This window comes from Curtobacterium poinsettiae (assembly GCF_025677645.1).
In the GTDB taxonomy this organism is placed as follows: domain Bacteria; phylum Actinomycetota; class Actinomycetes; order Actinomycetales; family Microbacteriaceae; genus Curtobacterium; species Curtobacterium poinsettiae_A.
This window is the reverse complement of the sequence record NZ_CP106879.1, coordinates 1-24330: the sequence shown is the minus strand read 5'-3', so window position 1 is coordinate 24330 and position 24330 is coordinate 1. Positions and strand designations below refer to the sequence as shown.

The 24330-nt window shown below is 67.4% G+C and carries 17 protein-coding genes and 3 rRNA genes; 19 read left to right on the top strand and 1 reads right to left on the bottom strand.

Translation table 11 applies throughout. The features are described 5' to 3' along the window. Positions 1-80 precede the first annotated feature (80 nt). Positions 81-1418 (top strand): phosphotransferase, encoded by a 1338-nt coding sequence (locus OE229_RS00100; protein ID WP_262139148.1) that lies wholly within the window; start codon positions 81-83, stop codon positions 1416-1418. A gap of 75 nt (positions 1419-1493) precedes the next feature. On the opposite strand, the gene OE229_RS00095 is transcribed toward OE229_RS00100, so the two are convergent. Beyond that, complete coding sequence (locus OE229_RS00095) at positions 1494-1850, bottom strand: DUF1844 domain-containing protein (protein ID WP_182065275.1); 357 nt, start codon at positions 1848-1850, stop codon at positions 1494-1496. 285 nt (positions 1851-2135) lie between these two features. Between OE229_RS00095 and infC the strand changes: the two genes are divergently transcribed. The 18 genes from infC to rrf all read left to right on the top strand — a co-directional run bounded on the left by infC (position 2136) and on the right by rrf (position 24324). Further along, positions 2136-2810 carry a translation initiation factor IF-3 gene (gene infC, locus OE229_RS00090; RefSeq protein WP_182065274.1) on the top strand — a complete coding sequence of 225 codons (675 nt, stop codon included), beginning with the start codon at positions 2136-2138 and terminating at the stop codon, positions 2808-2810. 60 nt (positions 2811-2870) lie between these two features. Continuing rightward, positions 2871-3065, top strand: a complete 195-nt coding sequence (gene rpmI, locus OE229_RS00085; RefSeq protein WP_056120818.1) for a 50S ribosomal protein L35 — start codon at positions 2871-2873, stop codon at positions 3063-3065. Positions 3066-3092: 27 nt separating this feature from the next. Next, positions 3093-3476, top strand: coding sequence for a 50S ribosomal protein L20 (gene rplT, locus OE229_RS00080; RefSeq protein ID WP_017887975.1), 384 nt, complete (start codon positions 3093-3095; stop codon positions 3474-3476). A 65-nt stretch (positions 3477-3541) separates the two neighbouring features. Then, complete coding sequence (locus OE229_RS00075; RefSeq protein ID WP_182065273.1) at positions 3542-4393, top strand: TrmH family RNA methyltransferase; 852 nt, start codon at positions 3542-3544, stop codon at positions 4391-4393. A gap of 92 nt (positions 4394-4485) precedes the next feature. Continuing rightward, entirely contained in the window at positions 4486-5526 is a 1041-nt protein-coding gene (gene pheS / locus OE229_RS00070) for a phenylalanine--tRNA ligase subunit alpha (protein WP_262139146.1), read from the top strand. Continuing rightward, positions 5526-8018 carry a phenylalanine--tRNA ligase subunit beta gene (pheT, locus tag OE229_RS00065; RefSeq protein ID WP_262139145.1) on the top strand — a complete coding sequence of 831 codons (2493 nt, stop codon included), beginning with the start codon at positions 5526-5528 and terminating at the stop codon, positions 8016-8018. The genes pheS and pheT overlap by 1 nt, the downstream gene beginning before the upstream one ends. Positions 8019-8095: 77 nt before the next feature. Continuing rightward, positions 8096-9193 carry an N-acetyl-gamma-glutamyl-phosphate reductase gene (locus tag OE229_RS00060; RefSeq protein ID WP_182065270.1) on the top strand — a complete coding sequence of 366 codons (1098 nt, stop codon included), beginning with the start codon at positions 8096-8098 and terminating at the stop codon, positions 9191-9193. Beyond that, positions 9190-10389, top strand: coding sequence for a bifunctional glutamate N-acetyltransferase/amino-acid acetyltransferase ArgJ (argJ, locus tag OE229_RS00055; RefSeq protein ID WP_263344821.1), 1200 nt, complete (start codon positions 9190-9192; stop codon positions 10387-10389). The genes OE229_RS00060 and argJ overlap by 4 nt, the downstream gene beginning before the upstream one ends. Next, positions 10389-11441, top strand: coding sequence for an acetylglutamate kinase (gene argB / locus OE229_RS00050; protein WP_182065268.1), 1053 nt, complete (start codon positions 10389-10391; stop codon positions 11439-11441). Before argJ ends, argB begins: the two co-directional genes overlap by 1 nt. Beyond that, positions 11438-12661 carry an acetylornithine transaminase gene (locus tag OE229_RS00045; RefSeq protein ID WP_262139141.1) on the top strand — a complete coding sequence of 408 codons (1224 nt, stop codon included), beginning with the start codon at positions 11438-11440 and terminating at the stop codon, positions 12659-12661. Before argB ends, OE229_RS00045 begins: the two co-directional genes overlap by 4 nt. Next, a complete protein-coding gene (argF, locus tag OE229_RS00040) occupies positions 12658-13581 on the top strand; it encodes an ornithine carbamoyltransferase (RefSeq protein ID WP_209135205.1) in 924 nt (307 codons plus the stop codon). Before OE229_RS00045 ends, argF begins: the two co-directional genes overlap by 4 nt. 18 nt (positions 13582-13599) lie before the next feature. Continuing rightward, entirely contained in the window at positions 13600-14796 is a 1197-nt protein-coding gene (locus tag OE229_RS00035; protein ID WP_263344819.1) for an argininosuccinate synthase, read from the top strand. A gap of 85 nt (positions 14797-14881) precedes the next feature. Beyond that, positions 14882-16318, top strand: a complete 1437-nt coding sequence (argH, locus tag OE229_RS00030) for an argininosuccinate lyase (protein ID WP_262139138.1) — start codon at positions 14882-14884, stop codon at positions 16316-16318. After that, a complete protein-coding gene (locus tag OE229_RS00025; RefSeq protein WP_262139137.1) occupies positions 16315-17013 on the top strand; it encodes a DNA-3-methyladenine glycosylase in 699 nt (232 codons plus the stop codon). Before argH ends, OE229_RS00025 begins: the two co-directional genes overlap by 4 nt. 63 nt (positions 17014-17076) lie before the next feature. Further along, positions 17077-18390: a tyrosine--tRNA ligase gene (gene tyrS, locus OE229_RS00020; RefSeq protein ID WP_259362759.1), complete on the top strand. Its 1314-nt coding sequence runs from the start codon at positions 17077-17079 to the stop codon at positions 18388-18390. 582 nt (positions 18391-18972) lie between these two features. Continuing rightward, positions 18973-20494, top strand: a 16S ribosomal RNA gene (locus OE229_RS00015). Positions 20495-20925: 431 nt separating this feature from the next. Then, positions 20926-24053, top strand: a 23S ribosomal RNA gene (locus OE229_RS00010). Positions 24054-24207: 154 nt separating this feature from the next. Then, positions 24208-24324 (top strand): 5S ribosomal RNA (gene rrf, locus OE229_RS00005). The 16S, 23S and 5S rRNA genes sit together here, the layout of an rRNA operon. Positions 24325-24330 lie beyond the last annotated feature (6 nt).

The window sequence follows — 24330 nt, the reverse complement described above, 5'->3', positions numbered from 1 at the left end:
TTCTGTGGACGGAGCGGTCTCCGTCCCGTCCTGTGGGGGACTCGGCACCTCGCCAGGGCACGGCGCGTAGGTTCCGCTGCATGAGCGACGGAGCACCCAGCGCCCCCGACACCCGCGCAGACACCAGCGCAGTCACGAGCGCAGACACCAGCGCAGTCACGAGCGCCCCCGACACCAGCACGCCGAGCGACCGCGACCTCGAGTCCTGGATCGCCGACCGCCGCTGGTACGCCTCGAAGGGGTCCGTGCCACGCCTCCGGACGATCTCCACCGACGACGGGACGCGGCTGGTGCTCGACGAGGCCCCCGCGGTCCCCGTCCTCTACCAGTCACCGATCACCAGCGACCGCGACGGCGCGATCGTCGACGCCACCACCGACCTCGCGTGGGTGTCGGCACTCGCCGCACGCATCGACGCGGCACCGGACAGCCTCAGCCCGATCGGCCGGGTCACCGCGGCCCGCGTCCTGACGGGCGAGCAGTCCAACACGTCGGTCATCTGCGACACCGAGTCCGGCGACCGCGTCATCATCAAGGTCTTCCGCGTGCTGCACCACGGCGACAACCCCGACGTGACCACGCAGCTCGCCCTCACGGCGGCGGGCAGCACGCGGGTGCCGCGGGTCTACGGTGCGCTCCGCGCCGACTGGCCCGACGTCGGACGCCCGGACGGCACGGCGACCGGACACCTCGCCTTCGCCCAGGAGTTCCTGCCCGGGCTCGACGACGCCTGGCGCGTCGCCCTGCAGGAGGCGCAGGTCGGCGCCCCGTTCGGTGACCGCGCCGAGCAGCTCGGCACCGCGCTCGCCGACGTGCACCGCACCCTGGCCGGAGCGCTGCCGACGGAACCGGCAGACGCCCCCCGACGGGACGCCGCCGTCGCGACGATGCACGCCCGGCTCGACACCGCCGCCCGCGAGGCCCCGGCCGTCGCCGACCACGCCGACGCCGTCCGTGCGGTCTACGACCGTGCCGCCGATGCCGCGTGGCCGGACCTGCAGCGCATCCACGGTGACCTGCACCTCGGACAGGTCCTGTCGGCACCGGACCCCCGCGGGTGGGTCTTCCTGGACTTCGAGGGCGAACCGCTCCGCCCCCTCGACGAACGCTCGCTGCCGGACGTCACCCTGCGCGACGTCGCGGGCATGCTCCGCTCGTTCGACTACGTCGCGGGTGCGCTGGCGCACGACGCCGAACCGGTCGACGCGGCCGCCTGGGCGGCCGAGGCGCGAGCCCGTTTCCTCGAGGGCTACCAGCAGGGCGCCGGCGCGGACCTCGCCGCCCACAGCGCACTGCTCGACGCCTTCGAGCTCGACAAGGCGGTCTACGAGGTCGTCTACGAGACCCGCAACCGGCCCGACTGGGTCGGCATCCCGCTCGCGGCCGTCGCGCGCCTGGTCGGCGACAGCGGGTCCTGAGCGCGACCCACGGACGGACGGGAGGCCCGTGGCGACACCGCCACGGGCCTCCCGTCCGCCACCTGGTGACGTCGTCTAGTTGACGGGACCCGTGTACTTCTCGCCCGGTCCGGCACCGATCGGGTCCGGGATCGCCGACGCCTCGCGGAAGGCGAGCTGCAGCGACCGCAGCCCGTCGCGGAGCGGGCGGGCGTGGTGGTCGCCGATCTCGGTCGCGGCGGCCGTGACCAGTCCGGCCAGCGCGGTGATGAGCTTCCGCGCCTCGTCCAGGTCGGTCTGCTCCTGTGGGTCGTCGGCCAGGCCGACCTTCACGGCCGCGGCACTGAGCAGGTGCACCGCAACGGTGTTGATGAGTTCGACCGCCGGCACCTCCGCGATGTCCCTGGCGGCGTCGATGCCGATGCTGTCCTCGTCGGTCGGGGTGTCGCTCACGGTGCTCCTCTGCTAGGCTTGCCCGCGGCAGATGCTGTCCGTGTGCCCCCAGGTATTCCTGAGAGCGTCCGGACGGTGTCACGAAAGAGGAGTCTCTCCCACCCGCGGCCGCGTTCCACCAGGCTACCGGGTCACCACCGCTCCGCGAGTGCACGAGTTGTGCTCGTCGGTCGGGTCCGACGGACCCGATGCAGGGCGGCTGCCGAACGGGTCGACATCCCGTGCGTCAGATCTCCTCTCTCGTGCTGTCGTCCAGGGCAAACGCCCCGGACGGCCACCACCTGATTGAAGGAGCTCCGCATCACCGATCCCCGTACCAACGACCGAATCCGCGTTCCCGAAGTCCGACTCGTCGGTCCGCAGGGTGAGCAGGTCGGCGTTGTCCCGATCGCCATGGCACTGCGTCTCGCGCAGGAAGCCGAACTGGATCTGGTCGAGGTCGCGCCGAACTCGAAGCCGCCCGTGGCCAAGATCATGGACTACGGCAAGTTCAAGTACGAAGCCGCTCAGAAGGCCAAGGAAGCCCGTCGCAACCAGGTGAACACAGACCTGAAAGAGGTCCGTTTCCGCCTGAAGATCGACGTGCACGACTACGAGACGAAGCGCAAGCGCGCCGAGGGGTTCCTCCTCGGTGGCGACAAGGTGAAGGCGATGATCCTCTTCCGTGGTCGCGAGCAGTCGCGTCCGGAGCAGGGTGTCCGTCTCCTCCAGAAGTTCGCGGAAGAGATCGCCGAGTTCGGTGTCGTCGAGTCCCGTCCGACCCAGGACGGCCGCAACATGACGATGATCATCGCTCCGCTCAAGAACAAGTCCGACGTCAAGGGCGAGCAGAACGCCAAGCGTGCTGCGCAGAAGGCCGAGCGTCGTGCCACCGAGCACGCCGCGAAGGGCAAGGACGAGGCCGAGGCCGGTTCCACGTCCGAGGCAGCCGCGAAGTCCACGGACGCCGCGGCCGAATAGGTCTCCGGACCGACCCCGCAACGACGCGGCCCCCCATCCATCCCACGGAAAGGCACCACCATGCCCAAGCAGAAGACCCACTCCGGGTCGAAGAAGCGCTTCAAGGTCACCGGTACCGGCAAGATCATGAAGCAGCAGGCCGGTATGCGTCACAACCTCGAGGTCAAGAGCGCCAAGCGCAAGGCCCGCCTGAACGAGGACCAGGTCCTCTCCAAGGCTGACGCGAAGAACGTCAAGAAGCTCCTCGGCCACTGAGCCCCCGGATCGTAAAGGAATAGTGCAATGGCACGAGTAAAGAGAGCGGTCAACGCCGCCAAGAAGCGCCGCGTCATCCTCGAACGCGCCGAGGGCTACCGCGGCCAGCGTTCGCGCCTGTACCGCAAGGCCAAGGAGCAGGTCACCCACTCCCTCGTCTACGCGTACCGCGACCGTCACGCGAAGAAGGGCGAGTTCCGTCGCCTCTGGATCCAGCGCATCAACGCTGCGTCCCGTGCGAACGGCCTGACCTACAACCGCCTCATCCAGGGTCTCAACCTGGCCGGCGTCGAGGTCGACCGTCGTATCCTCGCCGACCTCGCGGTGAACAACCCCGAGACCTTCACGGCGCTCGTCGAGACCGCGAAGAAGGCCCTCCCGGCCGACACCTCGGCCCCGAAGGCTGCGTAGTCAGTTCTTCTGCTCGCGAAACCCCCGCCGCACGGCGGGGGTTTCGTCGTTCCTAGACTTGGGTCGTGAGCGATCTCCTCGAGAACCCCCGTGCCGGACGCGTGAAGGCCGTCGCGGCCCTGGCCAAGAAGGACGTCCGGGCCGAGACCGGCCTGTTCCTGCTGGAAGGGCCCCAAGCGGTCCGCGAAGCGCTGGAGTACGCCCCGGAGCTCCTGCGCGAGCTGTACGTGACCCCGACCGCCGCTGCCCGCTACGGGCTCGACGATGCGCCCGTGGACACCTGGTTCGTGACCGAGCAGGTGCTCGACGCGATGGCCGACACGGTCACGCCGCAGGGCGTGGTGGCGGTGTGCCAGCAGTTCCCGACGTCGGTGAAGGACGTCTTCCCGGACCGCGCTGCGGCCGCCGCCGACCGGGAGGCCCGTGACGCGTCCGACGAGCAGGCCGCGTTGCCCGGACTGGTCGCCATCCTCGAAGAGGTGCGGGACCCGGGGAACGCCGGCACGATCATCCGGGCCGCCGACGCCGCCGGTGCCGACGCGGTGGTCCTGACCGGGCGCTCGGTCGACCCGTACAACCCGAAGGTCGTCCGGTCGACGACCGGGTCCCTGTTCCACGTCCCGGTGTCCGTCGGCGTGACCCTGGCGGACACGATCGAGCGGGCGAAGGCCCTCGGGTACACGGTGCTCGCGGCGGACGTCTCCGGCGACGACCTGCCGGTGGTCCGTGCCGAGGGGATGCTCGACGGACCGACCGCGTGGGTCTTCGGCAACGAGGCCCGCGGGCTGACCGCCGAGGACCTCGCCCTCGTCGACCGGGCCGTCAAGGTGCCGATCTACGGACAGGCAGAGTCGATGAACCTCGCCACCGCCGCGTCGGTCTGCCTGTACGAGTCGGCCTTCGCGCTCCGGAACTGACGCTCCTCCACGGACCGGTCGTCGGCGTCGGCCATCCACCGTCCGCTCGGTGCAGGTGGGTGGTATCCCGACGGCCGGTAGGCTTGGGTCTCGTGTCAGAACCTCTCGAGATCAGTGAATCGGCCGTCGCCGACGCGGTGGACGCGGCCCTCGCCGCCGTCCGTGCCACGACGACGGTCGCCGAACTGAAGCAGGCCAGGGCCGAGCACACCGGTGAGCAGTCACCGTTGGCGCGGATGAACGCATCGATGCGCAGTGTGCCGCCGGAGCAGAAGGCCGCGGCGGGCAAGCTCGTCGGGCAGGCCCGTGGGCGGGTGAACGCGGCGATCGCCGAGCAGGAATCCGTGCTCGCGGTGGCCGAGGAGCGCGCACGGCTCGAAGCCGAGCGCGTCGACGTCACCGCGTTGCCGGTCCACCGCGCCGTCGGCTCCCGCCACCCGCTCTCGCTGCTGAACGAAGCCGTCGCCGACATCTTCGTCGGCATGGGGTGGGAAGTGGCGGAAGGCCCCGAGCTCGAGCACGAGTGGTTCAACTTCGACGCGCTCAACTTCGACCAGGACCACCCGGCCCGGGCCATGGCGGACACGATCTTCGTCGAGCCCGTCGACCGGCACCTGGTCATGCGCACCCACACCTCCCCGGTGCAGGTGCGGTCGCTGCTGTCGCGTGACCTCCCGCTGTACGTCATCGCGCCGGGCCGCGTCTACCGTGCCGACGAGCTCGATGCCACGCACCTGCCGGTCTTCACCCAGGTCGAGGGCATCGCGATCGACAAGGGCCTGACGATGGCGCACCTGCGCGGCACGCTCGAGCACTTCGCCCGGCAGATGTTCGGCGCCGAGGCACAGATCCGGCTCCGCCCGAACTACTTCCCGTTCACCGAGCCCAGCGCCGAGATGGACGTCTGGCAGCCGAACGCCAAGGGCGGCGCGCGGTGGGTCGAGTGGGGTGGCTGCGGCATGGTGAACCCCAACGTCCTGCGTGCCGCCGGGATCGACCCGGACGAGTACCAGGGCTTCGCGTTCGGTATGGGCATCGAGCGGACACTGCAGTTCCGCAACGGCCTGAACGACATGCGTGACTTCCTCGAGGGCGACATCCGCTTCTCGCAGCAGTTCGGAACGGTGGTCTGATGCGCGTCCCACTCCGTTGGCTCGGTGAGTCCGTCGACCTCCCCGAGGACGTCACCCTCGAGCACGTCCACGCGGCGCTCGTGTCGGTCGGCTTCGAGGAAGAGGGCGTCCACACCTTCGACCTGACCGGTCCCATCGTGGTCGGCCGGGTCCTGGAGCGCGTCCCCGAGCCGCAGAAGAACGGCAAGACCATCAACTGGTGCCAGGTGGACGTCGGTGAAGCCGAGCCGCGCGGCATCGTCTGCGGCGCGCACAACTTCGACGTCGGCGACCTCGTCGTCGTCACGCTGCCCGGCGCAGTCCTGCCCGGGCCGTTCCCGATCGCCGCCCGCAAGACCTACGGGCACGTGTCAGACGGCATGATCGCCTCGGCCCGCGAGCTCGGGCTCGGTGACGAGCACGACGGCATCCTGCGGTTCGCCGACCTCGGCATGGACCCCACCGTCGGCGCCGACGCCATCGCGCTCCTCGGCCTCGACGACGCCGCGGTCGAGATCAACGTCACGCCGGACCGCGGCTACGTGCTCAGCATGCGCGGGGTCGCCCGTGAGTACGCGCACGCCACCGGAGCCAGCTTCCACGACCCCGTCGACCGCGTCGCGCCGCGTGCGGCCGAGGGCTTCCGGGTCACGATCGACGACCAGGCCCCGATCCGGGGTCACGTCGGAGCGTCGACGTTCGTCACGCGCGTCGTGCGCGGGATCGATCCGGCCGCGAAGACACCGGCCTGGATGGTTTCGCGCCTCTCGCTTGCCGGGGTGCGCTCCATCTCCCTGCCCGTCGACATCACGAACTACGTCATGTTCGAGCTCGGCCAGCCGCTCCACGGCTACGACCTGCAGACCGTCGCGGGCGGCCTCGGCGTGCGCCGGGCGATCACTGGCGAGACGCTCGAGACCCTCGACGGCACGGTCCGGAAGCTCGACCCGGAAGACCTCGTGATCACCGACGACGACGGCCCGATCGGCCTCGCCGGCGTCATGGGCGGAGCCCGCACTGAGATCTCGGCGAGCACGACCGACGTCCTGATCGAGGCCGCCGGGTTCGACCAGGTCTCCATCGCCCGCACCGCTCGTCGCCACAAGCTCCCCAGCGAGGCATCCCGTCGCTTCGAGCGTGGAGTCGACCCGCAGGTGGCCGAGGCCGCGGCGAACCGTGCCGTCGAGCTCCTCGTCGAGCTCGCCGGCGGCACCGCCGACGCCCTCGGGTCCACGCTCGTCGACACCGAGCCGCGGGCGACCGTGACGATGCGGCTCTCGCGTCCCGCCGACCTCGTCGGCGTCGACTACACCGACGCCGAGGTCATCGACACGCTCCGTGCGATCGGTGCCACGGTCGAGGCCGACGACGAGCAGCTCTCGGTCACCCCGCCCACCTGGCGTCCCGACCTGACCGACGACACCACCCTCGTCGAAGAGGTCGCGCGCATCGTCGGCTACGACCGGATCCCGAGCGTGCTGCCGGTCGCTCCGCCCGGTCGGGGCCTGACCCGGCACCAGCAGGCTCGTCGTCGGGTCGCCGCGGCGCTGGCCGCCGCGGGCCTGACCGAGGTCGTCACGGCACCGTTCGTGTCGGTGGCCACGCAGGACGCTTACCCGGGGATCGACCCGCAGGGCGGACCGAGCGTCGTGCTCGCCAACGCCCTGGACAGCGAGCAGAACCTCCTGCGCCGGAGCGGCGTCCCGGCCCTGGTCGACGCAGCCCGTCGCAACGTGTCGCGCGGGCTCGTCGACGTCGCGCTCTACGAGACGTCCCGGGTGTTCCTGCCGGTGACGGGCGTGACGCTCGGCACCGATGAGGTCCCGGCGGGTGCCGCCCGGCCCGATCGTGCGGCGCTCGAGGCGCTGGACGCCTCGCTGCCCGCCCAGCCCTTCCACGTCGCCGCACTGCTGACCGGCCACCGGGTCGTCAAGCAGCCCGGCACCACGGCGGAACCGTTCGGCATCGCCGACGCGATCGATGCGGCCCGCCAGGTCGCCTGGGCCGTCGGTGTCGAACTCACCGTCGCGCAGACGACCCACCCGTCCCTGCACCCGGGCCGTGCCGCGTCGCTGCTCGTCGACGGCACGGTCGTGGGCCTCGCCGGAGAGCTCCTGCCCGAACTGGCCGAGGCCGCCGTCCTGCCCCGCGTGGTGGCGGTCGTCGAGCTCGACCTCGACGCGCTGGTCGCCGCGGCCCCGGAACTCGTCGCGGTCGCGCCGATCGTCTCGTACCCGGCAGCCACGCAGGACCTCTCGCTCGTCGTCGACGCCGGTGTGCCGGCCGGTGACGTGCTGGATGCGGTGCGCTCTGGCGCCGGAGACCTGTTGGAGTATGCTCGGCTCGTGGATGACTACCGGGGCTCCGGCGTGGACGAGGGACAGAAGTCCCTGACGTTCGCCCTGCGCTTCCGTGCCACGGACCGCACGCTGACCGCTGCCGAGGCCACCGAGGCCCGTGACGGCGCTGTCCGACGTGCCGGCGAGCGATTCGGGGCGACCCTGCGCGACTGACCCACACGGGATCAGCACCGCCCGGGGTCGCCGCCTCCGACTCTCTCGACGACCAGTCCGACCAAAGGTGGAATCCCATGTCCGTATCCGTCGCCGTGGCGGGAGCCTCCGGCTACGCGGGTGGTGAGCTCCTGCGCGTGCTCTCCGCCCATCCCGAGTTCGAGGTCAGGACGGTGACGGCGTTCTCGAACGCCGGGCAGCCCCTGATCGCGACCCAGCCGCACCTCCGTTCGCTGTCGCACCTGACCCTGGCGGAGACGACGGCCGAGACGCTGCGCGGGCACGACGTGGTGTTCCTGGCGCTGCCGCACGGCCAATCGGGTGCGATCACCGCGGAACTCGGCGATGATGCGCTCGTCGTCGACTGCGGCGCAGACCACCGTCTGACGGACCCGGCGGCGTGGGAGCGGTTCTACGGCGGCGACTACTTCGGTGCGTGGTCCTACGGGCTGCCCGAGCTCCTGCTCGCGGCGCCCACCCCGGGTTCGGCCGATGAATGGCGCGAGGTCGACGACATCGCGTCGCAGGGCAAGCAGCGTTCCGCCCTGGTCGGCACGAAGCGCATCGCGGTCCCCGGCTGCAACGTCACCGCGGTGACGCTCGGCATCCAGCCGGGCGTCCAGGCCGGCCTCGTCGAGTCCGACGACCTCGTCGCCGTGCTCAGCGTCGGTCCGAGTGGCGCCGGCAAGAAGCTCAGCACCACCTACCTGGCCTCCGAGATCATGGGGTCCGCCAGCGCCTACGCCGTCGGTGGCTCGCACCGGCACGTCCCCGAGATCCAGCAGAACCTGCAGGTCGCGGGGGCCGCCGACGTGACGATCTCGTTCACGCCGGTCCTGGTCCCGATGTCGCGGGGGATCCTGGCGACCACCACCGCGAAGCTCTCGCCCGGCGTCAGCGCACGCGACGTCCGGCTCGCGTGGGAACAGGCGTACGCCGACGAACCCTTCGTGCACCTGCTGCCCGAAGGCGAGTTCCCCCGGGTCGCGGACACCATCGGTGCGAACACCGCGCTCGTCGGCATCGCCGTCGACGAGGCCGCCGGCCGCGTCGTCGCGGTGACCGCGCTCGACAACCTCGCCAAGGGCACGGCCGGCGCCGCCGTCCAGTCGGCGAACATCGCCCTCGGTCTCCCCGAGACCACGGGCCTCAGCGTGGACGGAGTCGCACCGTGACCGACGCAGGCACGACCACCCAGACCGAGCCGGGCCTCCAGGGCGTCACCGCGGCAGCGGGCTTCCGCGCCGCCGGTGTCACCGCAGGCCTGAAGACGAGCGGCAAGCCGGACGTGGCCCTCGTCGTCAACGACGGGCCCGACGCAGCCGTGGCCGCCGTCTTCACCAGCAACCGAGCCCAGGCGCACCCCGTCATCTGGTCCCGCCAGGTCGTCGGGGACGGCGTCGCCCGTGCCGTCGTCCTGAACTCCGGCGGCGCGAACTGCTTCACCGGCCCGTTCGGCTTCCAGACCACGCACCTGACGGCCGAAGCCGTGGGCGATGCCCTCGGGATCGGAGCCGGCAACGTCGTCGTCTGCTCCACCGGGCTCATCGGTGTGGGCGACCAGACCTTCCGCGACAACGTGCTCCGCGGCGTCGAGCTGGCGAGTGCGGCACTCAGTGGCGACGGCGGTCCCGATGCGGCGACCGCGATCATGACGACGGACACGAAGGCCAAGCAGTCCGTCGTGACCGAGGACGGCTGGACCGTCGGCGGCATGGCCAAGGGCGCGGGGATGCTCGCCCCGGGTCTCGCAACGATGCTCGTCGTCATCACGACCGACGCCGTGCAGACTCCGGACCAGCTCGACCAGGCGCTCCGCGCCGCCACCCGCATCACGTTCGACCGGGTCGACTCCGACGGCTGCATGTCGACGAACGACACGGTCGTCCTGCTGTCGTCGGGTGCGAGCGGCGTGACGCCCGAGGTCGGTGACTTCCAGGAGGCCCTGACCGCGGTGTGTGCCGACCTGGCCCGCCAGCTGCAGCAGGACGCCGAGGGCGCGAGCCACGACATCGCGATCGAGGTCGTGCACGCCGCGACCGAGGACGACGCCGTGACCGTCGGTCGGAGCGTCGCCCGGAACAACCTGTTCAAGGCGGCCGTCTTCGGCAACGACCCGAACTGGGGCCGGGTGCTCGCAGCGATCGGCACCACCGACGCCGAGTTCGACCCGTACGCGGTGGACGTCAGCATGAACGGCATCCGGGTCTGCCACGCGGGCGCACCCGACGAGCCGAGCGACTCCGTCGACCTGACCCCGCGTGACACCCACGTGCGCATCGACCTCGGTGTCGGCGCGCACTCGGCCACGATCCTGACCAACGACCTCACGCACGACTACGTGCACGAGAACAGCGCGTACTCCAGCTGATGGCGAACGACACCGAAGGGGCCGGGACGCCCCTCACGAAGGAAGAAGAACACGAGTTCGCCGCGGTCAAGGCCGCGACGCTCATCGAGTCGCTGCCCTGGCTGAAGCGCTTCTCGGGCAAGGTCGTCGTGGTCAAGTTCGGCGGCAACGCCATGGTGAACGAGGACCTGAAGCGCGCCTTCGCCGAGGACATGGTCTACCTGCGCTACGCCGGCCTGCACCCCGTCGTCGTGCACGGCGGCGGCCCGCAGATCTCCGCCGCCCTCAAGGAACAGGGCATCGAGTCCGAGTTCCGCGGCGGCTACCGTGTCACGACGACCGAGGCGATCACCGTCGTCCGCGACGTCCTGGCGGGCGAGGTCAACCGCGAGATCGTCGACTTGATGAACGAACACGGCGAGGGCCTGGCCGTCGGCGTGTTCGGCGACGGCGGCTCGCTGTTCACCGGCGAGAAGAAGGGCGTCGTCGTCGACGGGCAGGAGTACGACCTCGGCCACGTCGGGGACATCACCCACGTCGACCCGTCGGGTGTGCTCGCCGCGATCGAGGCCGGCCGGATCCCGGTCGTCTCGAGCATCGCGATCGACGACGCGCACCCCGACCAGGCCCTCAACGTGAACGCGGACGCGGCGGCCGGTGCCCTGGCGATCGCGCTCCGGGCCTCGAAGCTCATGATGCTCACCGACGTGCCCGGTCTGTACCGCAACTGGCCCGACCGTGACTCGATCGTCGACCTCATCGCGGTCGACGAGCTCCGTGCACTCCTGCCGAGTCTCGAGTCGGGGATGATCCCCAAGATGACCGCGTGCCTCGACGCCGTGGTCGGCGGGGTCGGCGGTGCGACCATCATCGACGGCCGGATCCCGCACTCGATCCTGCTCGAGGTCTTCACCCTGCGGGGTGCGGGAACCGAGGTGATCCCGGACCCGAGCCGACGAACCGAGAACCAGATGACCCACGCCGAGATCGGCCGTCGCGTGGCGTCGCCGTCGATCGACAGCAGTACCGGCCAGCACGTGGCGGGTACGGACGAGAAGGGACACCAGCAGTGAGCACCGAGACGCAGACCGAGACCTGGAACGACCGGTTCGGGGCGTCGCTCATGCGATCCCTGACCCCGCCGAAGATCATGCTCGAGCGTGGCCAGGGCTGCCGCGTCTGGGACGTCGACGGCAACGAGTACCTCGACTTCCTCGCAGGCATCGCGGTGAACTCGCTCGGTCACGCGCACCCCGCGCTCGTCGAGGCGATCGCCGACCAGGCCGCGAAGCTCGTGCACGTGTCGAACTACTTCGCCACTCCGCCGCAGCTCGAACTCGCCGAGCGCCTCAAGCGCATCACCGGCGCGGGCGACGCGGGCCGTGTCTACTTCGGCAACTCCGGCGCCGAGGCGAACGAAGCCGCGTTCAAGCTGGCCCGCCTCAACAAGGGTGCGGATGGCACGAAGACCCGGATCATCGCGCTCAAGCAGGGCTTCCACGGCCGCACCATGGGTGCGCTCGCGCTCACCGGCAAGCCCGCGCTGCAGCAGGACTTCCTGCCGATGATCCCGGGCGTCGAGCACATCGACACCTCGATCGAGGCGCTCGAAGCGTCGATCGACGACTCCGTCGCCGCCCTGGTCCTCGAACCCATCAAGGGCGAGGCCGGCGTGGTCGACCTGCCCGAGGGCTTCCTGCTGGCGGCACGCCGACTGACCGCGGAGCACGGCGCACTGCTGATCCTCGACGAGATCCAGACGGGTGTCGGCCGGACCGGCAACTGGTTCGCGTTCCAGGGCCACGGTGTGACGCCGGACGCCATCACCGTCGCCAAGGGGATCGCCGGCGGCTTCCCCATCGGCGCCCTCGTCACGTTCGGCTGGGCGTCCGACCTGTTCTCGGCCGGGCAGCACGGTTCGACCTTCGGCGGCAACCCGCTCGGCACCCGCGTCGCGAACGCGGTGCTCGAGGAGATCGAGCGCGCCGACCTGGTCGCCGGCGCAGTGGTCAAGGGCGAGCGGATCCGTGACGGCATCCGCGCCATCGGTTCCCCGCTGGTGGAAGAGGTCCGTGGCACCGGCCTGCTCATCGGCGTCGGTCTGACCGGTCCGATCGGCCCGGCCGTCAACGCCGCCGCCCTCGAGCGTGGCCTCATCATCAACGCCCCCAACGAGTCGAGCCTGCGCATCGCACCGCCGCTCATCGTGTCCGACGCCGAGATCGACGAGTTCCTGTCGACCCTCGCCCAGAGCCTCGCGGCCGTCGCCGCAGCGCAGGAGCCCACCGCATGACCCGCCACTTCCTCCGTGACGACGACCTGAGCCAGGCCGAGCAGTCCGCGATCCTCGACATCGCCGACCGCATGAAGGCCGACCGCTGGGCGGAGCAGCCGCTGGCCGGTCCGCAGAGCGTCGCGGTGATCTTCGACAAGTCGTCGACCCGCACCCGGGTGTCCTTCCACGTCGGCATCTCCGACCTCGGCGGCAGCCCACTGATCATCTCGACGGCGAACAGCCAGCTCGGCGGCAAGGAGACCCCGTCGGACACCGCCCGCGTGCTCGAGCGCATGGTGTCGGCGATCGTGTGGCGCACCTACGGTCAGGCCGGGCTCGAGGAGATGGCCGCCGGCACGACGGTCCCCGTCGTCAACGCGCTGTCCGACGACTTCCACCCCTGCCAGCTCCTCGCCGACCTGCTCACCATCCGTGAGCACCGCGGTGCCCTCGCCGGGCAGACCGTGGCGTTCATCGGCGACGGTGCGAGCAACATGGCGCAGTCGTACCTGCTCGCCGGGGCGACCGCGGGCATGCACGTCCGTGTCGCAGCCCCCGCCGAGTTCTCCCCGTCGGCGCAGGTCGTCACCGACGCCGAGGAACGCGCCGCCGTCACGGGCGGCTCCGTCCTCGTGGTGACCGACCCGGTGGCCGCGGTCGCGGGTGCCGACGTGGTCGTCACCGACACCTGGGTGTCGATGGGCAAGGAGTCCGAGAAGCAGTCGCGTCTCGACACCTTCGCGGGGTACCGCGTCGACGACGCGCTCATGGCGCACGCCGCCGACGATGCAGTCTTCATGCACTGCCTGCCGGCCGACCGTGGGTTCGAGGTGACCGCCGACGTCATCGACGGCCCGCGCAGCATCATCTGGGACGAGGCGGAGAACCGTCTGCACGCCCAGAAGGCGCTGCTGGCCTGGCTGCTCGCCAACGACTAGCCGACGGATCGAACACCAGTGGCTGACCGCGTCGTCCTCGCGTACTCCGGCGGTCTCGACACCTCCGTCGGGATCGGCTGGCTGCGCGACGCCACCGGCAAGGACGTCGTCGCACTCGTGGTCGACGTCGGCCAGGGCGGAGAGGACCTCGGTGCGGTCCGGCAGCGTGCGCTCGACTGCGGCGCCGTCGAATCGCTCGTCGTCGACGCCAAGGACGAGTTCGCCGACGAGTACATCGTGCCGGCGCTCCGGGCCAACGCGCTCTACCAGAAGCGGTACCCGCTCGTCTCGGCGCTGAGCCGTCCGCTCATCGCGAAGCACCTCGCGCTGACGGCGAAGCAACTCGGTGCCGACAGCGTCGCGCACGGCTCCACCGGCAAGGGCAACGACCAGGTCCGCTTCGAAGCAGCGGTCGCGGCGATCGCACCCGACCTGCGAACCGTCGCCCCCGTTCGGGACCTCGCCCTGACCCGCGACCGCGCCCTCGCCTACGCCCAGGAGCACCGGCTGCCGATCCAGCACTCGGAGCGGGAGCCGTGGTCGGTCGACCAGAACGTGTGGGGGCGGGCCGTCGAGACCGGCCTCCTCGAGGACCCGTGGAACGCCCCCGCCGCCGACCTCTACGCGACCACGCAGGACCCGGCGCTCCCGCAGCAGCCCGACGAGGTCACGATCACCTTCGACCGCGGTGTCCCGGTCGCCCTCGACGGGCAGCGGTTCAGCGTGCTGCGCATGGTGCAGGAGCTCAACGCGGTCGCCGGCAAGCACGGGGTGGGGCGGATCGACGTCGTCGAGGACCGGGTGGTCGGGATCAAGTCGCGCGAGGTCTACGAGGCGCCGGCCGCGATCGCGCTCATCGCTGCGCACGAGGAACTCGAGAGCCTCACCCTCGAGCGCGACGTCGCCCGGTTCAAACGCGGCGTCGAGTCCGAGTGGGCCGACCTGGTCTACGACGGCCTGTGGTTCGGGGGACTCAAGCGCAGCCTCGACGCCTTCGTCGAGCACACTCAGCAGCACGTCTCCGGCAACGTCCGGTTGCGGCTGCAGGGTGGGCGTGCCACGGTGACGGGCCGTCGGTCGGAGCAGAGCCTCTACGACTTCGACCTGGCGACGTCGGACACCGGCGACGCGTTCGACCAGTCCGTGTCCAGGGGGTTCATCGAGCTCTGGTCACTGCCCAGCAAGATCTCCGCCCGCCGCGATGCGGCGAACTGACCGACAGCCGCACCGCACCGACCGACGACCCGCGGCCCCAGCCGCCCGGCCCGCCCCCAGTACCGACGAAACGACGCAGGACGACATGACCGACGAGAAGACCGACGCCACCAACACCGGTGCCCTCTGGGGCGGCCGCTTCGCCGACGGCCCGAGTGCGGCCCTCGCCGCGCTCTCGAAGTCGACGCACTTCGACTGGCAGCTCGCGCCCTACGACATCGCGGGGTCCCGAGCCCACGCCCGAGCGCTCCACACCGCGGGCTACCTGACCGCCGACGAGCTCGAACGCATGCTCGCCGGCCTCGACCGGCTCGAAGCGGCGCACGCTGACGGCACACTGCAGCCAGGCGACTCCGACGAGGACGTCCACGGCGCCCTCGAGCGCCTGCTCATCGCCGACCTCGGTCCCGAACTCGGCGGCAAGCTCCGCGCGGGTCGCAGCCGCAACGACCAGATCGCCACCCTCGGCCGTATGCACATGCTCGACCACGGGCGTCGCATCGGCCGGCTCGTGATCGACCTCGTCGACGCGATCACCCAGCAGGCGACCGAGCACCCGGGCGCGATCATGCCGGGGCGCACGCACCTGCAGCACGCGCAGCCCGTGCTCCTGGCCCACCACCTGCTCGCGCACGCCTGGCCGCTGGTCCGCGACCTCGAGCGCCTCCGCGACTGGGCCGGCCGCGCGAGCGTCAGCCCCTACGGTGCCGGTGCGCTGGCGGGCAGTTCGCTCGGCCTCGACCCCGCCGCGATCGCCGCGGAGCTCGGCTTCGACCGCCCGGCGGACAACTCGATCGACGCCACGGCCGCCCGTGACGTCGTCGCCGAGTTCGCGTTCGTCCTCGCGCAGATCGGCATCGACGTCTCGCGGCTGTCGGAAGAGGTCATCCTCTGGAACACGAAGGAGTTCGGTTTCGTCCGGCTCCACGACGCGTTCTCGACCGGCTCGAGCATCATGCCGCAGAAGAAGAACCCGGACATCGCCGAACTCGCCAGGGGCAAGTCGGGGCGTCTGATCGGCAACCTGACCGGGCTCCTCGCGACCCTCAAGGGGCTGCCCCTGGCCTACAACCGCGACCTGCAGGAGGACAAGGAGCCGGTCTTCGACTCCGTCGCCACGCTCGAGGTCCTGCTGCCCGCGTTCACCGGCATGATCGCGACCCTGACCTTCGACACCGACCGGATGGCCGAGCTCGCACCGCAGGGGTTCTCGCTCGCGACGGACGTCGCCGAGTGGCTGGTCCGCCAGGGCGTCCCGTTCCGGGACGCGCACGAGGTCTCCGGCGCGCTCGTCCGGTACTGCGAGGAGCGCGGCATCGAGCTCGACGAACCGACCGACGACGAGTACCGCGCGGTGTCCGAGCACCTCACGCCCGCCGTCCGTTCCGTCCTGACCATCGAGGGCAGCGTCGCGTCGCGCTCCGGCGTCGGGGGCACCGCACCCGACCGCGTCGCCGAGCAGCTCGCGTCCGTCACCCGCCGCGTCCGCGACCTGGCCGAGGGCGCACCCTTCTCGCGATGACCGAGGGGATCGCCGCGCTGCTCGCCGAGCCCGCACCGATCGCCGCGCCGGCCCTGCTCGGTGCCACGATCGCCGGGCGCGGCGTGGCGCTCCGCATCACCGAGGTCGAGGCCTACTCCGGCCCCACCGATCCCGGATCACACGGTCATCGGGGGATGACGGAGCGCAACCGACACCTCTTCGGCCCGCCCGGCACGCTGTACGCCTACCGCTCGTACGGCATCCACACCTGCGTCAACGTGGTGAGCGGGCCGGCCGGCAGCTCGTCGGGCTCCCTGCTGCGCGGCGCGCAGGTCGTCGAGGGACTGGACGTCGCGCGAGCGCGTCGTGGGGCGGAGGTCGCGGACGTCGCGTTGGCACGCGGGCCCGGCAACCTCGGGGGTGCGCTCGGAGCGGTCCTCGGGCAGGACGACGGCACGTCGCTCCTCGACGGGTCCGGCCCGTTCGTGCTCACCCTGGCACCCGGCCTGGAGGCCCGGCTCGCCTCCGCCGGACCGGCCCGCGTGATCGACGAGCTCCTGTCCGAGACCCTGCCCGGTCCGCCCGCGGGCGCTGCGGTCCCCCGCATCTCCCGCGGCCCGCGCACCGGCGTCGGCGGCATCGCCGGCGGGGTGCGGTACCCCTGGCGCTTCTGGCTGACGGGTGACCCCACGGTCTCGACGTACCGACGACACAAGGGCGCCCTCGACTCGTGAACCCGGCCCCGGGCCTCCCGGCTGCCGCGCCTGCCGGACGTCCGTCGCCGCTACGATGGCGGGGTGTCCAGTGATACCGCTCAAGACGTCCTGACGCGCCAGCAGAACGACCCGGCCTTCGACTCGGTGTGGGACGAACTGCAGTGGCGCGGTCTGGTGCAGGTCTCGACCGACGAGACCGCGCTGCAAGAGGCCCTCGACGGTGAGCCGATCACGTACTACTGCGGCTTCGACCCGACGGCGCCGTCGCTGCACTGCGGCAACCTCCTGCAGCTCCTGACCATGCGGCGGCTGCAGCTCGCCGGGCACAAGCCGCTCGCGTTGGTGGGCGGGTCGACCGGCCTCATCGGCGATCCCCGACCCACGGCCGAGCGCACGCTGAACACCCCGGAGACCGTGGCGGAGTGGGTGTCCCGGCTGCAGGCACAGGTGTCCCGGTTCCTCAGCCCGGACGGCGACAACGGTGTCCGCCTGGTGAACAACCTCGACTGGACCGCCCCCTTGTCCGCGATCGACTTCCTTCGTGACGTCGGCAAGTACTTCCGCGTCAACTCGATGCTCAAGAAGGACGCGGTGGCCGCGCGGCTGAACTCCGATGCGGGGATCAGCTACACCGAGTTCAGCTACCAGATCCTGCAGGGGCTCGACTACCGCGAGCTCTGGCGCCAGTACGGGTGCACGCTGCAGACCGGCGGCTCGGACCAGTGGGGCAACCTGACCTCCGGCACCGAGCTCATTCGTCGCGCCGAAGGTGCGACGGTGCACGCCCTCGGTACCCCGCTCATCACGAACTCCGACGGCACGAAGTTCGGCAAGAGCGAGGGCAACGCGATCTGGCTCGATGCCGAGATGACCTCGCCGTACGCGCTCTACCAGTTCTGGCTCAACACGGCGGATGCCGACGTGATCGCCCGGCTGCGGCAGTTCACGTTCCTGACGCGTGCCGAGATCGAACGACTCGAGCAGGCCGTCGCCGACGAACCCTTCCGACGAGCGGCCCAGCGGACCCTGGCGTTCGAGGTCACCTCGATCGTGCACGGGGTGGCGGCGACCCAGGCGGCGATCGATGCCGCAGCCGCGTTGTTCGGCAACGGCGAGCTCGGCGCGCTCGACCCGGAGACCCTGCGGTCGGCGATCGCCGCGCTGCCGGGGTCGGTCACGCTCGACTCCGGAGCGGACGTTGCACGTGCACTCGTGGAGACCGAACTCGTGAAGTCCCTCGGTGAAGCCCGCCGCGCGATCGAACAGGGCGGTGTCTACGTGAACAACGTCCGGGCCGACGACCCGGCCGCCCCGCTGTCCGATCTCGCCCTGCCCGGGGGAGTGCTCGTGCTGCGCCGTGGCAAGAAGACCCTCGCCGGCGTGACACTCGCCTGATCCCGGTTGCTCGACCGCCTGTGGTGCCCGGTTCCCCTGTGGAACCGGGCATCGCTGCGTCCGGGCGACGTGTGTTGCACAACGCGACACGCCCGGGATGGGAGCTGGCTTGGCGCACCCGCTCAGGGCTGCGTATAGTTCTTACTCGTCACCCCAAAGGTGCGGCGGAGCGGCTGGAGCGAAAGCCCAGAGCACGTCGGCCCTCAAGCGGGACCATCCTCCACTGAAGTTCAGATCAGGCCTTGCGCCGGATCGCTTCGACGCCTAGGATGACAAGCCCACCGGTTCTCTCCCCTCGGGATGAGCCACTGGACCTTCGGGTCCGACGAACAACCGGTGGCAAGCCAAGAACACAAGCCTTGTGGCTGAAGCTCGAACTCGAGCCGAGGAGCAAGTGCGTCTGGTCCTTGAGAACTCAACAGCGTGCACATTGTCAATGCCAATTTATTGATTGACCTCGTGCCTGGTCGGTTTGTCCGGCTGGGTCATGAAGCAATTCCTTTTGGATTGAAGATTGTCAGTAGACAGTCAACAGTCAGAATCAACTCGGTCTGATGCCTTCGGGTGTTGGGTCTGTATTTTTTTACGGAGAGTTTGATCCTGGCTCAGGACGAACGCTGGCGGCGTGCTTAACACATGCAAGTCGAACGATGATGCCCAGCTTGCTGGGTGGATTAGTGGCGAACGGGTGAGTAACACGTGAGTAACCTGCCCCTGACTCTGGGATAAGCGTTGGAAACGACGTCTAATACTGGATATGATCACTGGCCGCATGGTCTGGTGGTGGAAAGATTTTTTGGTTGGGGATGGACTCGCGGCCTATCAGCTTGTTGGTGAGGTAATGGCTCACCAAGGCGACGACGGGTAGCCGGCCTGAGAGGGTGACCGGCCACACTGGGACTGAGACACGGCCCAGACTCCTACGGGAGGCAGCAGTGGGGAATATTGCACAATGGGCGAAAGCCTGATGCAGCAACGCCGCGTGAGGGATGACGGCCTTCGGGTTGTAAACCTCTTTTAGTAGGGAAGAAGCGAAAGTGACGGTACCTGCAGAAAAAGCACCGGCTAACTACGTGCCAGCAGCCGCGGTAATACGTAGGGTGCAAGCGTTGTCCGGAATTATTGGGCGTAAAGAGCTCGTAGGCGGTTTGTCGCGTCTGCTGTGAAATCCCGAGGCTCAACCTCGGGCTTGCAGTGGGTACGGGCAGACTAGAGTGCGGTAGGGGAGATTGGAATTCCTGGTGTAGCGGTGGAATGCGCAGATATCAGGAGGAACACCGATGGCGAAGGCAGATCTCTGGGCCGTAACTGACGCTGAGGAGCGAAAGCATGGGGAGCGAACAGGATTAGATACCCTGGTAGTCCATGCCGTAAACGTTGGGCGCTAGATGTAGGGACCTTTCCACGGTTTCTGTGTCGTAGCTAACGCATTAAGCGCCCCGCCTGGGGAGTACGGCCGCAAGGCTAAAACTCAAAGGAATTGACGGGGGCCCGCACAAGCGGCGGAGCATGCGGATTAATTCGATGCAACGCGAAGAACCTTACCAAGGCTTGACATACACCGGAAACGGCCAGAGATGGTCGCCCCCTTGTGGTCGGTGTACAGGTGGTGCATGGTTGTCGTCAGCTCGTGTCGTGAGATGTTGGGTTAAGTCCCGCAACGAGCGCAACCCTCGTTCTATGTTGCCAGCGGGTTATGCCGGGGACTCATAGGAGACTGCCGGGGTCAACTCGGAGGAAGGTGGGGATGACGTCAAATCATCATGCCCCTTATGTCTTGGGCTTCACGCATGCTACAATGGCCGGTACAAAGGGCTGCGATACCGTAAGGTGGAGCGAATCCCAAAAAGCCGGTCTCAGTTCGGATTGAGGTCTGCAACTCGACCTCATGAAGTCGGAGTCGCTAGTAATCGCAGATCAGCAACGCTGCGGTGAATACGTTCCCGGGCCTTGTACACACCGCCCGTCAAGTCATGAAAGTCGGTAACACCCGAAGCCGGTGGCCTAACCCTTGTGGAAGGAGCCGTCGAAGGTGGGATCGGTGATTAGGACTAAGTCGTAACAAGGTAGCCGTACCGGAAGGTGCGGCTGGATCACCTCCTTTCTAAGGAGCATCTGGTCAGTGCTGGTCGCCCTTCATGGGTGGTTGGTTGCTGATCCAGGCGCCTGGTTCGGACCGAACGTGTCCGACGGGTAGCTCATGGGTGGAACATTGACAGTGCAGTTGGGAGTGATGCTTCCGACCTCAGTACGCTCTGCTTGCAGAGTTGGGACGGGTCGAGGGTGGAGCTGCTGGCTGGTGCACGTTGTTGGGTCCTGAGGGACCAGGCTTCCTGCTGCCGCGTGAGTGGTGGTGGGGGTTGGGCCTACGGGTCCTTCGTCGGGCCAGGGTGAACCTACCTTTCTGGTGGGGGAGTGCTGGTGCCGATCGTATGTTGAGAACTACACAGTGGACGCGAGCATCTTTGATTCGCGTCATCCATGATCAGCCTTCGGGTTGGTGTGGTGACGTTGGATCGCAATTTTAATCTTTGTGGTCAAGTTTCTAAGAGCAAACGGTGGATGCCTTGGCATCTGGAGCCGATGAAGGACGTAGAAATCTGCGATAAGCCTCGGGGAGCTGATAATCGAGCCTCGATCCGAGGATTTCCGAATGGGGAAACCCCGCCAGGCGTTTTGCGACCTGGTGACTCCCGCCTGAATATATAGGGCGGGTAGAGGGAACGTGGGGAAGTGAAACATCTCAGTACCCACAGGAAGAGAAAACAACATGTGATTCCGTGAGTAGTGGCGAGCGAAAGCGGATGAGGCTAAACCGATCATGTGTGATAGCCGGCGGGCGTTGCATGGTCGGGGTTGTGGGACACGTCACTCAGTTCTGCCGGACTGGGGCGGTTACAGCGCATCATAGTCGAACCGGTTTGAAAGCCGGGCCGTAGTGGGTGCCAGCCCCGTAGACGAAATGGTGTTATGGCCGGATGTGTATCCCAAGTAGCACGGGGCCCGAGAAATCCCGTGTGAATCTGTCAGGACCACCTGATAAGCCTAAATACTCCCAGATGACCGATAGCGGACAAGTACCGTGAGGGAAAGGTGAAAAGTACCCCGGGAGGGGAGTGAAATAGTACCTGAAACCGTTTGCTTACAAACCGTCGGAGCCTCCTTAGTAGGGGTGACGGCGTGCCTTTTGAAGAATGAGCCTGCGAGTTAGTGATATGTGGCGAGGTTAACCCGTGAGGGGCAGCCGTAGCGAAAGCGAGTCTGAATAGGGCGTTTGAGTCGCATGTTCTAGACCCGAAGCGAAGTGATCTATCCATGGCCAGGTTGAAGCGACGGTAAGACGTCGTGGAGGACCGAACCCACTTCAGTTGAAAATGGAGGGGATGAGCTGTGGATAGGGGTGAAAGGCCAATCAAACTTCGTGATAGCTGGTTCTCTCCGAAATGCATTTAGGTGCAGCGTTGCGTGTTTCTCGCCGGAGGTAGAGCTACTGGATGGCCGATGGGCCTCAACAGGTTACTGACGTCAGCCAAACTCCGAATGCCGGTGAGTGAGAGCGCAGCAGTGAGACGGTGGGGGATAAGCTTCATCGTCGAGAGGGAAACAACCCAGACTACCAACTAAGGTCCCTAAGCGTGTGCTAAGTGGGAAAGGATGTGGAGTTGCACAGACAACCAGGAGGTTGGCTTAGAAGCAGCCACCCTTGAAAGAGTGCGTAATAGCTCACTGGTCAAGTGATTCCGCGCCGACAATGTAACGGGGCTCAAGCACACCACCGAAGTTGTAGATTTCGCACTATAGACAAGCCTTCGTGGTTCAGTCGTGCGGAGTGGTAGGAGAGCGTCGTGTGGCGAGTGAAGCGGCGGAGTGATCCAGCCGTGGACGCTACACGAGTGAGAATGCAGGCATGAGTAGCGAAAGACGGGTGAGAAACCCGTCCTCCGAAAGACCAAGGGTTCCAGGGCCAGGTTAATCCGCCCTGGGTAAGTCGGGACCTAAGGCGAGGCCGACAGGCGTAGTCGATGGACAACGGGTTGATATTCCCGTACCGGCGAACAACCGCCCAAGCTAATCCAGTGGTGCTAAGAGTCCTAACCCGGTGCAACCGGATCCCTTCGGGGTGATGGTGGCCGGTCTAACGCTCGACCCCATGCTGGTGCGGTTAGCGTATGAACAGGTGTGACGCAGGAAGGTAGCTGAGCCAGGCGATGGTATCCGTAAGGTGAACCTGGTGTAAGGATGTAGGGCTGACGATAGGCAAATCCGTCGTCTGTATGTCTGAGATCCGACGCGTACCCGTAAGGGGAAATCAGTGATCCTATGCTGCCGAGAAAAGCATCGACGCGAGGTTGCAGCCGCCCGTACCCGAAACCGACTCAGGTGGTCAGGTAGAGAATACCAAGGAGATCGAGAGAATCGTGGTTAAGGAACTCGGCAAAATGCCCCCGTAACTTCGGGAGAAGGGGGGCCGGACGCGTGACCGGATGTACTCCGTGAGCGTTGAAGGCCGCAGAGACCAGTGGGAAGCGACTGTTTACTAAAAACACAGGTCCGTGCGAAGTCGCAAGACGATGTATACGGACTGACGCCTGCCCGGTGCTGGAAGGTTAAGAGGAAGGGTTAGCCTTTGGGCGAAGCTCTGAATTTAAGCCCCAGTAAACGGCGGTGGTAACTATAACCATCCTAAGGTAGCGAAATTCCTTGTCGGGTAAGTTCCGACCTGCACGAATGGCGTAACGACTTCCCAGCTGTCTCAACCGCGAACTCGGCGAAATTGCACTACGAGTAAAGATGCTCGTTACGCGCAGCAGGACGGAAAGACCCCGTGACCTTTACTACAGTTTGGTATTGGTGTTCGGAGTGGCTTGTGTAGGATAGGTGGGAGACTGTGAAGCGGGCACGCTAGTGTTCGTGGAGTCATTGTTGAAATACCACTCTGGTCACTTTGGATGTCTAACGTAGGACCCTGATCGGGTTCATGGACAGTGCCTGATGGGTAGTTTAACTGGGGCGGTTGCCTCCCAAAGAGTAACGGAGGCGCCCAAAGGTTCCCTCAACCTGGTTGGCAATCAGGTGGCGAGTGTAAGTGCACAAGGGAGCTTGACTGTGAGACTGACAGGTCGAGCAGGGACGAAAGTCGGGACTAGTGATCCGGCAGTGGCTTGTGGAAGCGCTGTCGCTCAACGGATAAAAGGTACCTCGGGGATAACAGGCTGATCTTGCCCAAGAGTCCATATCGACGGCATGGTTTGGCACCTCGATGTCGGCTCGTCGCATCCTGGGGCTGGAGTAGGTCCCAAGGGTTGGGCTGTTCGCCCATTAAAGCGGTACGCGAGCTGGGTTTAGAACGTCGTGAGACAGTTCGGTCCCTATCCGCTGCGCGCGTTGGAAATTTGAGAAGATCTATCCCTAGTACGAGAGGACCGGGATGGACGAACCTCTGGTGTGTCAGTTGTTCTGCCAAGGGCACCGCTGATTAGCTACGTTCGGACCGGATAACCGCTGAAAGCATCTAAGCGGGAAGCCGTCTTCGAGATGAGATTTCCATGCACCTTGAGTGTGAGAGGCTCCCAGCAGACTACTGGGTTGATAGGCCGGATGTGGAAGCGGGGACTAACGACCCGTGGAGCTGACCGGTACTAATAAGCCGAAGACTTGATAACACACTGATTTCCGTGCACGTGTTGCACGGGCTCGCGTCCACTTTGTGGTTCCCGACAGACGATCGGGAATCGAAACTGAATACACCGCTCTGTCTTCCACACGGGAGACAGCAGTCGGGACAGCTTTGAGACCAAGATCCATGGTCGAGAGTGTTCCGGTGGTCATAGCGAGAGGGAAACGCCCGGTCACATTCCGAACCCGGAAGCTAAGCCTCTCAGCGCCGATGGTACTGCAAGGGGGACCTTGTGGGAGAGTAGGACGCCGCCGGACTTAACG